Here is a 12,456-nt window from a genome sequence, read left to right as displayed (position 1 = left end):
ACGTTCCTGACAGACAGAGTATCAGTACCTTTGGGAACCAGTGCGAGCGTCGCTGTCAGTCTCGAAAAGATGTCAGATATAGCTTTCGCCACGATCAAGCGAGTCAATCCAAGAGCGGCAGTTGATGTATCGCCTCCTCTATGGAAAGGGCGAAACTGGACTGTCATTCGTACTCGCCAGTGACCCGAACGGAAAAGGTGGCGGCCACGTGTTTCGGTTTAATCGTTTCCCTGTCGCCGAAATATAGACAAGATTCACGTTTCTTCGTCCTCCACATCCTCCGACACCTCCTGCCGCAGCTTCGGCCCCTGGGCCAGGCGCCGACCGAGAGCCGAGATAAACGCCTCGTAGCGCTCCCCTGCTTTCGCCCGTGCTGCCTTTGCTGCGGGTTCCGGCAGAGCTGGCGTTGTCGCAAGCCAGAAACGGATGAACACAGCCAGGCTTTCGACGGAGATGCCGACATCGCGTTCCAGCCGGGTGATCCGCCTGTCGATCTGATCCAGACGCCTCGCTAGAACCGCCTCGCGGCGCTCCGCGTCATCCGGAGAGAGGAAGGATGCGATCGCGGCCTCGGCCACCATTGACTGGGATCTGTCGCGACGAGCTGAGAAGTCTGCCAGCATTTGCATGACCTCAGGATCGAGGTAGACCGAGATCTTCGTCTTCTTGCGGCTGGTGGCCATGATCAAAGCTCCATGCCGTCATCGGGATTGAGTGAGACCTGACGCGCGACACCGCGCATCTGCTGCATGATGCGCTGATTGCGGATGGCGCCATCCTCCTCATCCTCGGGTGGGTCGAATTCAAACTCGTTCTCAAAGGGGGACTGCCTGTCGACCGTCTGAGGCTGCGCCAGCTCCGGCTGAAGACGGCGCTCCGACGCTGTCGGGTCCTCGTCCCCCGCTCCCATATCGGATACTCGCTCTTGCTCGTCGTCCTGCACTGGAACTGCCAGACTGCTCCAGTCATCCTCCCCTGAGGCGCCCACATCCACCAAGTTGGGTGGCGGCAAGACCCGCTCGGCAAACCGCGTATCTTCGTAATACCGTGCTTTCGTCGCCCGGATCGGCGGAGTGCCGGCCACCATGACGATCTCATCGGTTGGCGGCAGCTGCATGATTTCTCCGGGCGTGAGCAACGCCCGCGCGGTTTCCGACCGGGACACCATGAGATGGCTGAGCCAGGGCGCCAGACGGTGCCCGGCATAGTTTTTCATCGCCTTCATCTCGGTGGCCGTGCCGAGAGCGTCGGACACCCGCTTGGCCGTGCGCTCATCATTGGTCGCGAAGCTCACCCGGACGTGGCAATTGTCGAGAATCGAGTTGTTGGGGCCGTAGGCCTTCTCGATCTGGTTCAGCGACTGGGCGATGAGGAAGCTCTTCAGCCCGTACCCCGCCATGAAGGCCAGCGCGCTCTCGAAGAAGTCGAGGCGACCGAGCGCCGGGAACTCATCAAGCATCAGAAGCAGCCGATGACGATCATCCTTGCCCTGCAAATCCTCGGTCAGGCGTCGGCCGATTTGGTTGAGGATCAGGCGGATGAGCGGCTTGGTGCGACTGATGTCCGAAGGCGGCACCACGAGATACAGCGTGACGGGGCGCACTCCCCCGACAATGTCACCGATCCGCCAGTCGCAGCGGCGCGTGACCTGGGAGACTACAGGGTCGCGATAGAGGCCAAGGAAAGACATTGCCGTCGAAAGCACGCCCGAGCGTTCATTCTCGGACTTGTTGAGCAACTCGCGGGCAGCACTGGCGACCACGGGATGCGGCCCCGCCTCGCCCAAGTGCGATGTCCGCATCATGGCGCGGAGTGTGGACTCCACGGGACGCCGCGGATCGGACAGGAAGTTGGCGACACCGGCCAGCGTCTTATCCTTCTCGGCATAAAGAACATGCAGGATGGCACCGACGAGCAGACTGTGGCTGGTCTTTTCCCAATGGTTGCGCCGTTCCAGGCTCCCCTCTGGGTCGACGAGGATATCTGCGATGTTCTGGACATCGCGAACCTCCCACTCCCCGCGGCGCACTTCCAGCAGGGGGTTGTAGGCCGAAGAGTTCGGATTGGTCGGATCGAACAGCAGGACCCGACCGTACCGGGCCCGGAACCCAGCGGTCAACTGCCAGTTCTCTCCCTTGATGTCATGAACGATGGCCGAGCCGGGCCAGGCGAGAAGCGACGGTACGACGAGCCCTACCCCCTTGCCGGAGCGCGTCGGCGCGAAGCAGAGCACATGCTCCGGCCCATCGTGGCGCAGATATTCCCGCTCATAGCGACCCAGGACCACGCCATCCGGGTCTAGAAGTCCGGCTGCCTTCACCTCGCCCCTCTCAGCCCATCGGGCTGATCCATAGGTCGCAACGTTGCGGGCCTCGCGGGCGCGCCAGACCGACATGGCGATGGCTACGCCGATCGCGATGATGCCCCCAGAGGCAGCGATGATCCCGCCGGTCGCGAAGACCGGCGGCGCGTAGGCCTCGTAGAAATACCACCACCAGAAGATAGCGGGAGGATAGTAGACGGGCGTCCCGAACAGCACGAACCAGGGCGGGCCCAGCTGTGCCTGATAGCGAAGGCTCGCGGCCACGTATTGCGTCGCTCCCCAGGTGGTGGCCAGAATGATGAGGAAGACGATGGAGATCTGCCCCCAGAGGATCTTGGTCGCGGACATGACTGTCGCTCCTTTCCGGTGTTTGATCAGAGGCCGATGCCGCGCTTGCGGCCGAAGTCCCAATCGACCCCGCCGTCCCCGCGTGCGACGCCGGTGACATCCCGGCCGAGATGCTTTTCGAGGGAGGGCGACCAGGGCACCAGCTGGAAGCCGAGCGCGCCGTCGGCGCCATAGCCCTCAATCATCGCAAAGCGCCCCGAAGCCAGCGCGAGACGCTGGCGATAGAGGCCGCTGACGTAGTCGCCAGCATCCGCCTTGTTGAACAGCAACCCGGTCTCCCCCGAGAGCTGCGTGCCAACCGCCTGCAGCTCCCGCTCGCGCAAGGTTCCAAGCAGGCGACGGGCAAAGACCACTCTGCCGCCCCGCCGCTCGGCCAGCCCTTCCGTGACCAGGTGCTCGGCCCGGGCTTCCAGGGCCTGCCGGACCTCGGCACCGAAGCCCTGGTCCGACAAGGCGAGCGGGTCGCGCGCGATGGCCTGCCGGTCGAGCCAGGTGGCCCCGGACGCGGTCACCTGCGCAGCGAGTTCCAGGTCGGACCGAGCCGCCAGCGCGACGCGACGCTGGCCGCGCGAATCGTCATAGGTGCGGAGTTCCACGATCGAGCCCGGCGCGCTGTCGCCGGCGGCGTCGAGATGGGGCAGACGGATATGGTGGCTCCGGCCATCGACACCATCGACGACGGCATAGGCTGTCCCCTTCAGCTCGTCATCGAGGCCCCGCTGGACCAGACGACCGATGACAGGAACATCGAGGCTCTCTGCGGCAAGGACGTAACTCGAGGACCCGCGCTCGATCCCGCGTTCCGTCAGCGCCCGATGCATCCGCTTGATGATGTCGCCACGCTCCCCCATCTCCCGCAGGACTGCCTCTGCATCATCCCTGATGTGCCATTGCGACTGTCCGATCTGGTCGGCGACGCCGAGCACTTCCAGCCGGCGCAACCGCCCGACCTTCAGCGCGTGAAACGCATCCGGCTGCCGATCCGCATCCGGCGCCATGTCGAGGATGCGGGAACGCCCGGCATCCCGGAGCAACTGACGATCGAGCTGCGTCCAGCGCTCGGCCCCGATCTGACGTTCAAGCGTCCGGCGGATGTCGAGATCGCTGCGTGGGCCCAGTTCCTGGGTGATGATATCCCGTGCCCTGTCCCGCATGCCCTCCTTGATGTAGTCCCGCGAGATCACGAGATCCTGGCCGTCGTCGCGTACGCCCCGAACGATCAAGTGGACGTGCGGATGCGCGGTGTTCCAGTGATCGACGCCGACCCAGTCAAGAGACGTGCCGAGATCCTGTTCCATCCGCCCGACGAGATCGCGGGTGAAGGATTGCAGGTCAGACATGTCCGGCGCGTCGTCGGGCGAGACGATGAACCGGAAATGATGACGGTCATCGCGACACCGCCCGGCAAAGGCCCGGCCATCGGCATCCTCCGTTCCGGGCCCGAAGAGACTGGCCTTCTCCCCGTCCCGGGTCACGCCATCCCGGCGCAGGTAATCGAGGTGGGCTCCGAGGGGTGCGGATTTCCCGCTGTGCCGGACCACACGCGCCTTGACCACCGCGCCGCGGGTGCGGGCGGTGATGAGGCGGTTGGCCTGAATGCTGGCGCGCTGACCGCGCCCGAAACGGGACCGATTGCCCGGGGTGACGCGCCCGGCCCGCGAGACACCACCACCGGCCTTTTTCGCGGCAGCCAGGGCCTGTGCGACAAAGGGCCGGGCCTGCTGCGCCCGGGTGGAGCGGATACGCCCCGGGCGGATGCGGAACTCGCGATCATCGGGCATGGGAGTTCCCCGCACAGTGCGAAACAGCGCCAAAAATCAGAGGCATAGCCGCGCAGCGCACGGTGCGAACAAGCGCCACACGGTGCGGAACGCGGCGAAAACATGAACAAAAACAACCGCCCAACCGACGCGCACCGTGCGCCCTTTTATCCTGCCATCCTTCGGTCGTGGTGCCCGCCGCCACCCCTCGCGCCCTCCAAGACACGCCAGAGCACGATAGAATGCGAAGTGTCGTCGCGCGGATCATGGCCGTGCCTCACCAGTCTCCCGCTGGACGAAGAGGCCCTCAGATTGCGGGGTGAGGCCCGCTTGCGGCGCCGCCGAGACGGGTGAAGCAGCGCCGCCGACCGCCCGGTGAGGCGACACAGGATCGGTCGCAGACGCGCCGTCTTCGCGGCTGATGAAGATCGCCGCCTCACGCCAATCGCGCGGTCGGGCTGCAGTGATGGCGATACCCGATGGCCGCTCGCCAAGCAGAACGGGTGCAAGCGCAGCGACATAGGCACGCGTCTCGGCTGGCAGCGGACGATCCGCCAGTCGGTATCCGTCGTAGCGGGCGGGACCGGCATTATAGGCCGCCAGCATCGCCGCGACATTGCCGTAGCGATCCCACATCTCACGGAGATAGGCCGCGCCCGCGAGGATGTTGTCACGCGGCTCGAAGGGATCATGGCCGAGGCCATGACGGATGCGCAGCCCGGCCCAAGTGTCGGGCATGACCTGCATCAGCCCCATCGCGCCAGCGGAAGACACCGCGCGCAGATCGCCCGCGCTCTCTGTCCGCATCACGGCCATGATCCAGGTCGTCGGAATGCCGAAGCGCTGCGATGCCTCGGTGACCTGGGCGGCATAGGGATGCGCGGCGATTGCGTGTTCGGGCACACCGGTTTGCGCGAAGAGCGTCTGCGTGGCGGTGACCGGGATGAGGAGGCCGGAAAGAAGAAGGAGGAGAATGCGGCGGCAGATGCCACCTCTCCCCGAGGCGGGACGAGGGCTGGACATGATCATTGTCAGTCCTGCTCATCGCGCTTCTTCGGGCGGGTCCAGTGCAGCCCCCACTCCCTGCCCTCTTCATCCGACTGGAACAGGCGGGCGCGGATCGGATGCCGGAAAACCGGATCATCGAGCAGGACCGAAACAAACGCTCCTGCGATTTCGCCGGTGTGTTTCCAGCCCGCGCCAACCTCCGGGCCCTCCTCGTCACCGAGATGGATGCGATAGGCGGGAGCTTTCTCGGAATCGACATTGTCTGTGGGAACGAAGGTCAGTTCCAGGTCGAGAGAGAGCGTACGCAGCTGTCCGGCATAGCCGGACGGGGTGCGTGTGAATTGGCCGATCTGTGGCATTGGAGGTTCCTTCTTTATGCGGTGAGTGGGATGCGGGCCGCTGGCACGTCCCGCCATGGACGCGCGTCATCGCTCCGGCGCGTGCCAGACGAGGCGACCATCGCCGCGCTCATCGGCGAACAGTGGACTGGCACGGCCGATCACTGCCGAGGTGGGGAACGGCCCGAAGTAGCGGCCGTCGAAACTGTCAGCGACCGCCGGGTTCATCAGGAAGACCTCGCCCTCCGCGATGGTGCGACAGCCCTGCCAGACGGGAAGATCGCGGCCCTGGCTGTCGCGCTCTCGCGCCTCCCCCAGGTGTCTGCCATCGATGGTGATCGCGGCGCCGTCACGGCAGATCCGTTGTCCCGGCAGCCCGATGACGTGCTTCAGGATCGGCACATCGCGACCGACGTAGCCGCGCGCGACCATGAAACCTGCAAAGGGTTCGGGCGGCATGACCGCGACCAGATCTGGCACCGCGAGCCGGTCCACCGGCGCGATGGTGTAGAAACCAATCGGCACGCTGGCCGAGGCGTTCCAGACCAGCCGTGGCGCAGTCGGAATGCTGCCGACGATGACGGCGGCAAGCGCCGCAACCGTCACCATGATGTAGCGGGCACGGGTCATTTTCCGATCTCCCGACGCCGGAGCCATGCGGCATGGCGTTCCGCCGTATAAGGTCGCGGCGCTTGGTCCGCCTTCATCCAGTGGGCGACATGGCGCCAGTGATCGGGATCGACGTCGGCAGGATCGATGCCCAGACCCTCGATGGCATCGACATGGCGGAGGACCTTCTCGACCTTGGGCCAGCCTTCGATCTTCAACAAAATCTCGCCACCTGGGCGCACGAAGGGCAGCGTCTGACAGGCACAGCCGGGCGCGATCGCGCGCAGAATGTCGAGACGCGAGAGGACGGTTCCATAGTCACTCGCCGCCCAGCGGACGAAGGCGAAGACAGAACCCGGCATAAAAAAGACCACACGTCGGCTGCGGTCCAGGACCTGCTCCCCTGCCCCGTTGCCGAACCGGATCCAGAACTCGGTCTGCTTCTCCAGCCAGATCAATTCGACGCGGGTCATGTCATCGAAGCTGAGAGAGGAAGCCTCTGTCGCAGATGATTTTCCGGGTCTCAGAATGACACTCATCACCGATCTCCCGGTAGATCGAGCGGCAGGCGTGCCAAGACGGGGCGACTGACAGTGTCGGAGGCGGGGCTGTCCCGGAACGATCCGGCAGCGCCAGGCATGCTTGATGCGTCCGGTTTCTCAGCCTTTCGAAGGCTCCCGGCTGCGCTGCGGATGATGTTCTCCACACCATCTGCGCGCTCTTCAAAGTTAGAGTCTTTGTTAGACTCTAAGTTAAGGGAGAGATTTCCGCTTTTGCTTCTGTGCGTTACACCCTGTTTGGGTTCCTGATAGCACGAGACCCCGGTTCCTGATGGCACGATAGTCCGGGTTCCCGATAGCACGAGCGCATTCACAGGTTTTCCACAGCCCGGCGCAGGCTCGAAGGCCAGCAGCTTGCGACCACCAACTTCAGTTTCGAGAAAGAGCGTGTATCCCGGCAGCGGCTGCCGCCGGATGATGTCGCGAAGCTCGAAGGCGAAGCGCTTGAAGGGCGACAGTGCCCCGGACTTCTGGTGAAGATGGTGAAAGTCGAAACGCCAGCCATCGCGCTGGCGGCCACCGTGCTTGCGCACCAGGCGATACAGCCAGCGGTCAAGCCCACCGGTCAGGTCGAAATACGCCCGGTCGATGGTGAGGATCAGCGCATTGTCGAGTACCGCCTGGTAAAACCAGTCGGGCACGATCAGCTCGATACCATCCGGCCGCCCGTCCCTGTCGCTGCGCTCCTGCCATTCGTTGATCCAGGAGAAGCGGTGCCGGCGTCCTTCAGCCGGCTGCCGGATCGAAGTGGAGATCGTTGTCGACTGCAGACGATCCAGCGCCGCCTTCAGGCGCTGGTAATCCCGCGCACTGGTTCCGCGACCGACATAGGTGAGGATCTCATATGGGGTGGCGGCCATCAGCCGGGACGTGCGCAGTCCAGCGTCACGCGCCTCGACGATCTGACTCGCCACCCAGATCAGGATGTCGGCATCCCAGATCGTGGCCATACCGTGATCGGGAACCGCTTCGACCCGGATGCTGACGCTGCCAGCGGCAAAGTCGATCGGTGCGACCCGTTTCGACTTGGCGAGAGAAAAGAAGGGGTAGGCCATGAGGTCCTGCGCATCTCTGGGGGCGAAATCCCCGGGCAGCGCGCGGAAGAGATCGAGCTGCCCGCGCTCGGAACGGGGTCTGCGTCCATCGGTCATGAAGGTGTCGCCCCCGCGTCAGCGCACGAATCGGCCGGGCTGCGGGAGGTTGGCGAGCGTGCGGCGTTTGGCTGGCAGCACTTGCCCGCGCGGGTCGGATGTCGAGGTGACGGCGCCGCGTCCGACCCAGGCCTGCAGGTCCTCGATCGCATAGACCACGCGTCCGCCCAGCTTGTGGTAGGCGGGACCGGTGCCATAGGTCCGGTGCTTCTCCAGCGTCCGAGCCGACAGACTGAGGAAATGCGCGGCTTCCTTGGTGCGCAGATAGCGCGGGGGAAGTTCGGTTGAGATGGCGGACATCGGGCGTCTCCCTGCTGTGTGTGACCAGTGCCGCGAAACAGCGGCGGATGACGGTCATGATGGCGAAGCGCGTCCGGTCAGATGCAGTGGGGAGTTGGCAGGGGTAAATTCGCACACCGCGGCGCGGGATCGCCGACCTAGAGGCGGCGCTGGTGACGCAGGAGCTTGCGATAGCCGCCGGCGATCAGGTCACGCCCCTCACGAAGGAGACTGGAGACGGCAAAACGGGCCGAGGAGACCTGCCATTCATCGCGGTCCAGGCGACCGGTACGGAACAGCACATCGGCGATCTGCTTCTGGGTCGCGCCGTCGAAGGCGGCGTCGGAGGCTTGAAGGACACGCCGCAGGCGCGCTTTCTGCTGCGCGGTCAGGCGGGTGTCGCGCGGGATTGAACGACGTCGATGCTGGTCCGCCAGAAGCCGCTGGATCGCTTCGATGCGATCAAGGCCCTCGGGGCCGACAGGAACAGTGGCAACAAGCCGTCCACAGTGCTTCAGAGGAGCAACGAGATGCAGGTATGTTCCGTCCGGCAACCTGTGCCGCAGGTGCTTACCAATGGGGGATGCCCTGCCCTTCGGGGCGACTATCTCACCGCCGGGAGTATCAGTCTCTCCGGCGAGTGCCTCGGGGGCGACCGCGAGGATCACGGCGCTGGTATCGATTTCGGGGCGCCAGAATATCTCTGCAACAGTCGCGGTCAGACCAGGCCGTATCGGGAAAGCATAGACCCCATCGACGGCCGACCTGATCCCTCAGGTCAGCCCTCTCAGGTGGTCCCCCTACAAGTTCTGCATAGTCATCTTGATACTCGGGATTGCGGCGCAGGCATTCCCAGCCGAGTTCCGGCGCGGCCAGATCATCGAGATAGTCATAGGCCGCCTGGTCACGCCAATTCGAGCGGTCGGGTTGCATGGCATCGCCTCTCCCCTGGGTTGATCTCAGGAAAGGATTCCGGGAGATCAATCACTTGGGAAGTCCGCCCCAAGGCATCAGGTGATGCGTGGCACGTATCACCTTCTCAGCCGGTGCGCCCCGCCGCCAACTGCCGATAGCCCTCGGAACTCAGCCAGCGCGCGCGTTCAAGATGGGTATCGTGGACCAAGCGCGCCCGCTCAGGCTCTTTCTGCGTATCAAGGCCCAGGATGATCCGCGCCGCCTCCTGCCAGCTCGCGCCCTCGCCTGCAGCATCGAGCAAACGCATATATTGCGCCATGTGGCGAAGGTCATAATCCGTCACCACGGCTCCTTGCGGCGGTACATCCTGCAATTCTCCGATCCTCACGTGCCACCCCACTGCGGTTTTCCAGCATGTTTAGCACGGTTGTTCGATCTTCTTGTGAGCATGGCGACGGCGGGCGTCCCTCTTCGGGGAGACGTGCCGGAAAACTCAGCCCTTCGGGACGGCCTTCGCCTGAACATGCATCACTCCTATCCCCTGGTCGGAGTTCAGGAGCAGAATGCCATTCGCTTCAAAAGCCCGTCGAACCTGATCGCGCGTGGTCTCGTAAACCTCGAGCCCGCTTTCGGATTCGAGGCGCTTGAGCGCGGTCAAAGATACCCGGGCCTCATCCGCAAGCTGCTCCTGTGTCCATCCAAGAAGCGCACGCGCGGCCCGCGATTGTCGGGAGGTGATCATGCAGATCACCTCCCATCCGGCCCGGCGCGCACGCCAGAACTACGACTATTATAGTCGCTCTTGGGAGAATCTCCACCGTAATTCCTCTGCGTTTATATCGCGTTTTCGTCTTGGAACCGCCGAACGGAAAAACTGATTCGGTTGCCCGGTTTGGCGGGCGGGCCCCGGCCTGTCGGCCGGGGCCTCACGGCGCCGCTACTCGCTGCGGCGACCGTTGGGGCGGGACCAGATCAGCGCGTAGCTCTCGCCGTCCTCCTCATCGAAGAGATTGGCGTAAATCGGGGCGGTGAAACTCGGATCGTCGAGCTTGAGGCCCAGATAGTCGCGGCCCTCGCCCGAGCGCTTGGACCAGGCGGCGCCGATCTCGGCGCGGCCGACGAGGACCCGGTGGCTGGGGGCGTTCTCGCCGGTGGCGCGGGTGTCGGGGACGATGCGCACGCCCTTGGCCTGGACGCTGAGGGTGACGATTTCGCCGGTGAATTCGTTGCCGGTCTTCTTGAAGGTGCCGATGGTCGCCATTTTAAGTCTCCGTTTTCCGTTTCCGGGTCCGCACCATTGCGGCCCGATGGCGATCGACAGGCCGGAGACGACTGGCGGCGCACCCCCGCTTTGCCGGGGGCTGGACAGCACAGGCAGAACTTTCTTGTCTCGCGCGGAATGGGCGCAGCCCAGGGGAAGAAAGTTATGGCGGCGCTGTTGCGCCAAGCCGGTCGAGGCACAGCCGGTCTTCGGCCAGATCAGGCCATTGAAAGGGCCGTATGGAGCGGACATGGGACGGGCAAGGAACGGAGACGATGGCAACCGCGGATGCTCATCAGCCTGACCGGCCTTTCACCGGCGGATTGGCTCGCCCGCGACAGGCATTGCGCGTCGTTCTCCAAGCGCCCCGCCCGACGTGCCGCCCGCGATCACAGGAGCAGTCTGCCGCTCGAACGGTCCGCCATTCCCACCGCACGGCCACGTGCAACGACGCGGGTCTCATGCCGATCCGCACACCGCTCCATACCGGCATCCTGACGATCGGAATGGCATTCCAGCGCTGATCCGGGCCCGCCTCATCGGATCGTTGGCAGTGTCAGGCGCCGACGGCCGATCGGTCCGAAGAGTCGGCGGCCATGCCGGCAATGCGGAGGAAGGCGGAAACGCCAACGGCGCCAGCGCCGATGACGGCGAAGATCATCTGCCATGTCTCCGAGGGCATCATGGTCCTGGCGATCCCTAGGGTGGCGTGAAAACCGACGACCATCGCCGGCACCACGAAGATCAGGGTGATGGCAAAGCGCGCCCAGAGCGGCCGGACGAGTATGATCAGCGCCTGGCCGATGGCGAGCGTCAAGCCGGCGGCGAAGCCGCCGACGAGGATTGCACCGGGCCAGCCCGCGCCGGTGCCATAGGCCCAGATGCCGGTGTGAAGTCCGACGAAGAGCGGCAGGGCGAAGACGGCAAGGTTGAACAGCAACCAGCACATGGCTGCGATGGCGGCAATAGATGCAAGGATTCCGAGAACGAACATGGTGGTGTCTCCCGTTTGACGTGGAACGGTCGCGCCTGCCACCACCACCATGGCGCAACCTGAAAGTTAGCAGAATTCTTGTCTTTGGGCGAGACACAAGGTGACCCGCCCCCCTGAGGGAACCAGCCGATCGTTGACCCATGTTGCAGATTTCCCCACTGTGTCGTGATGATTTACGTCCTGGCATATCCACAGTTTGAGCCGAGTGTCGCCGAGCGCATTCGTCGGTTTCGGACCGAGAACGAGCCGGCCAGAGCCGAGCTCGTCCCCCCACACGTAACTCTCGTGTTCGGGCTGATGAACATTCGCCCTCAAGAGTTCCAGGAACACTGCGAGGCAGTGGCCAGCAGGTCATCGCAGTTTGAGGTGTCTTTCGCCTCAGAGGAGATTACACACGATCCCTTTGAAAAGACCCATAAACTGCTTCTCGTCAGCTCGACCGGAAGTTCCCATTTGGCGGCACTGCATGACCAGCTCTACGAAGGTGTTCAGAGGGCGGAGCGAAAGGACGATATTCCCTACCGTCCACACATGACGGTCGCGACGAACCCTGATCGAACGATTATCGAGCGTTTAGAGACATCTTCCCTCGGAGACTTCCCGCTCTTGGGAACCATCCGGGCCCTGGAGGTCGTTAAGCTTGAACACGGGGGGCTGCACCACCTCCGCACCATCCCATTCGGAAAGTAGGGCTAGGGTTAGAAGGCGGCGTACGGAAGCGCGGCAGGTGGTCGTGCTTGATCCGCGCCGCGCCCCTACACTTCCGGCCCACAGCGGACCTTCATCAGAAGGGCACATGCTGCGGCGGCTTCCCTGATCCGGAACAGGACCTCGAGCGCGGCCCGCGACTGGGTCGTCATGAATACGTCGGCGAACTTGCGATGGGCATGGCAAGGCAGAAGGCATGCGC

The 12,456-nt window shown here is 64.1% G+C and carries 16 protein-coding genes; 1 reads left to right on the top strand and 15 read right to left on the bottom strand.

All coding sequences use genetic code 11. The features are described 5' to 3' along the window. Positions 1–254 precede the first annotated feature (254 nt). The 15 genes from BLT64_RS02820 to BLT64_RS02750 form a co-directional block, all read right to left on the bottom strand. Positions 255–683, bottom strand: coding sequence for a hypothetical protein (locus tag BLT64_RS02820; protein ID WP_011747823.1), 429 nt, complete (start codon positions 681–683; stop codon positions 255–257). 2 nt (positions 684–685) lie between these two features. Beyond that, positions 686–2,671 (bottom strand): conjugal transfer protein TraG, encoded by a 1,986-nt coding sequence (locus BLT64_RS02815; RefSeq protein ID WP_011747824.1) that lies wholly within the window; start codon positions 2,669–2,671, stop codon positions 686–688. 26 nt (positions 2,672–2,697) lie between these two features. After that, positions 2,698–4,452: a relaxase/mobilization nuclease domain-containing protein gene (locus BLT64_RS02810; protein WP_011747825.1), complete on the bottom strand. Its 1,755-nt coding sequence runs from the start codon at positions 4,450–4,452 to the stop codon at positions 2,698–2,700. Between the two features lie 243 nt (positions 4,453–4,695). Then, positions 4,696–5,460 carry a lytic transglycosylase domain-containing protein gene (locus BLT64_RS02805; protein ID WP_011747826.1) on the bottom strand — a complete coding sequence of 255 codons (765 nt, stop codon included), beginning with the start codon at positions 5,458–5,460 and terminating at the stop codon, positions 4,696–4,698. Positions 5,461–5,462: 2 nt separating this feature from the next. Further along, complete coding sequence (locus BLT64_RS02800; protein ID WP_011747827.1) at positions 5,463–5,798, bottom strand: DUF736 domain-containing protein; 336 nt, start codon at positions 5,796–5,798, stop codon at positions 5,463–5,465. Between the two features lie 66 nt (positions 5,799–5,864). Then, positions 5,865–6,407 (bottom strand): S26 family signal peptidase, encoded by a 543-nt coding sequence (locus BLT64_RS02795; RefSeq protein WP_011747828.1) that lies wholly within the window; start codon positions 6,405–6,407, stop codon positions 5,865–5,867. Next, positions 6,404–6,925, bottom strand: coding sequence for a DUF2840 domain-containing protein (locus tag BLT64_RS02790; protein WP_011747829.1), 522 nt, complete (start codon positions 6,923–6,925; stop codon positions 6,404–6,406). Before BLT64_RS02790 ends, BLT64_RS02795 begins: the two co-directional genes overlap by 4 nt. Further along, positions 6,925–8,097: a replication initiator protein A gene (locus BLT64_RS02785; protein ID WP_011747830.1), complete on the bottom strand. Its 1,173-nt coding sequence runs from the start codon at positions 8,095–8,097 to the stop codon at positions 6,925–6,927. The genes BLT64_RS02790 and BLT64_RS02785 overlap by 1 nt, the downstream gene beginning before the upstream one ends. Before the next feature lie 18 nt (positions 8,098–8,115). Further along, the gene (locus BLT64_RS02780) at positions 8,116–8,397 is read right to left on the bottom strand and encodes a helix-turn-helix transcriptional regulator (RefSeq protein ID WP_011747831.1); all 282 of its coding nucleotides are present in this window, start codon (positions 8,395–8,397) and stop codon (positions 8,116–8,118) included. 137 nt (positions 8,398–8,534) lie between these two features. Further along, entirely contained in the window at positions 8,535–9,044 is a 510-nt protein-coding gene (locus BLT64_RS02775) for a DUF2285 domain-containing protein (RefSeq protein WP_041529856.1), read from the bottom strand. Then, on the bottom strand, positions 9,001–9,309 hold the full coding sequence (locus tag BLT64_RS27715; RefSeq protein WP_074810315.1) for a transcriptional regulator domain-containing protein: 309 nt from the start codon (positions 9,307–9,309) through the stop codon (positions 9,001–9,003). The genes BLT64_RS02775 and BLT64_RS27715 overlap by 44 nt, the downstream gene beginning before the upstream one ends. A 106-nt stretch (positions 9,310–9,415) precedes the next feature. Next, entirely contained in the window at positions 9,416–9,634 is a 219-nt protein-coding gene (locus BLT64_RS02765) for a DUF2285 domain-containing protein (protein WP_428833709.1), read from the bottom strand. A gap of 150 nt (positions 9,635–9,784) precedes the next feature. Further along, complete coding sequence (locus BLT64_RS02760; RefSeq protein ID WP_041529857.1) at positions 9,785–10,033, bottom strand: helix-turn-helix domain-containing protein; 249 nt, start codon at positions 10,031–10,033, stop codon at positions 9,785–9,787. A 195-nt stretch (positions 10,034–10,228) separates the two neighbouring features. Further along, on the bottom strand, positions 10,229–10,552 hold the full coding sequence (locus tag BLT64_RS02755) for a DUF736 domain-containing protein (protein ID WP_011747836.1): 324 nt from the start codon (positions 10,550–10,552) through the stop codon (positions 10,229–10,231). 556 nt (positions 10,553–11,108) lie between these two features. Then, positions 11,109–11,597: a hypothetical protein gene (locus BLT64_RS02750; protein WP_232290443.1), complete on the bottom strand. Its 489-nt coding sequence runs from the start codon at positions 11,595–11,597 to the stop codon at positions 11,109–11,111. A gap of 117 nt (positions 11,598–11,714) precedes the next feature. On the opposite strand from BLT64_RS02750, the gene BLT64_RS02745 reads away from it, so the two are divergent. Then, complete coding sequence (locus BLT64_RS02745; protein WP_041529858.1) at positions 11,715–12,236, top strand: 2'-5' RNA ligase family protein; 522 nt, start codon at positions 11,715–11,717, stop codon at positions 12,234–12,236. The last annotated feature ends 220 nt before the right edge of the window (positions 12,237–12,456 follow it).

The sequence above is a fragment of the Paracoccus denitrificans genome, from assembly GCF_900100045.1.
In the GTDB taxonomy this organism is placed as follows: Bacteria; Pseudomonadota; Alphaproteobacteria; order Rhodobacterales; family Rhodobacteraceae; genus Paracoccus; species Paracoccus denitrificans.
This window is presented reverse-complemented; position numbering and strand designations above follow the sequence as displayed.

Excerpts from the sequence above, each read along its gene's own strand:
- BLT64_RS27715 (WP_074810315.1), bottom strand. The coding sequence starts at position 9,309 with ATGCAACCCGACCGCTCGAATTGGCGTGACCAGGCGGCCTATGACTAT.
- BLT64_RS02795 (WP_011747828.1), bottom strand. The coding sequence starts at position 6,407 with ATGACCCGTGCCCGCTACATCATGGTGACGGTTGCGGCGCTTGCCGCC.
- BLT64_RS02805 (WP_011747826.1), bottom strand. The coding sequence starts at position 5,460 with ATGATCATGTCCAGCCCTCGTCCCGCCTCGGGGAGAGGTGGCATCTGC.
- BLT64_RS02800 (WP_011747827.1), bottom strand. The coding sequence starts at position 5,798 with ATGCCACAGATCGGCCAATTCACACGCACCCCGTCCGGCTATGCCGGA.
- BLT64_RS02750 (WP_232290443.1), bottom strand. The coding sequence starts at position 11,597 with ATGGTGGTGGTGGCAGGCGCGACCGTTCCACGTCAAACGGGAGACACC.
- BLT64_RS02785 (WP_011747830.1), bottom strand. The coding sequence starts at position 8,097 with ATGACCGATGGACGCAGACCCCGTTCCGAGCGCGGGCAGCTCGATCTC.
- BLT64_RS02790 (WP_011747829.1), bottom strand. The coding sequence starts at position 6,925 with ATGAGTGTCATTCTGAGACCCGGAAAATCATCTGCGACAGAGGCTTCC.
- BLT64_RS02820 (WP_011747823.1), bottom strand. The coding sequence starts at position 683 with ATGGCCACCAGCCGCAAGAAGACGAAGATCTCGGTCTACCTCGATCCT.
- BLT64_RS02745 (WP_041529858.1), top strand. The coding sequence starts at position 11,715 with ATGATTTACGTCCTGGCATATCCACAGTTTGAGCCGAGTGTCGCCGAG.
- BLT64_RS02810 (WP_011747825.1), bottom strand. The coding sequence starts at position 4,452 with ATGCCCGATGATCGCGAGTTCCGCATCCGCCCGGGGCGTATCCGCTCC.
- BLT64_RS02780 (WP_011747831.1), bottom strand. The coding sequence starts at position 8,397 with ATGTCCGCCATCTCAACCGAACTTCCCCCGCGCTATCTGCGCACCAAG.
- BLT64_RS02815 (WP_011747824.1), bottom strand. The coding sequence starts at position 2,671 with ATGTCCGCGACCAAGATCCTCTGGGGGCAGATCTCCATCGTCTTCCTC.
- BLT64_RS02755 (WP_011747836.1), bottom strand. The coding sequence starts at position 10,552 with ATGGCGACCATCGGCACCTTCAAGAAGACCGGCAACGAATTCACCGGC.
- BLT64_RS02760 (WP_041529857.1), bottom strand. The coding sequence starts at position 10,033 with ATGATCACCTCCCGACAATCGCGGGCCGCGCGTGCGCTTCTTGGATGG.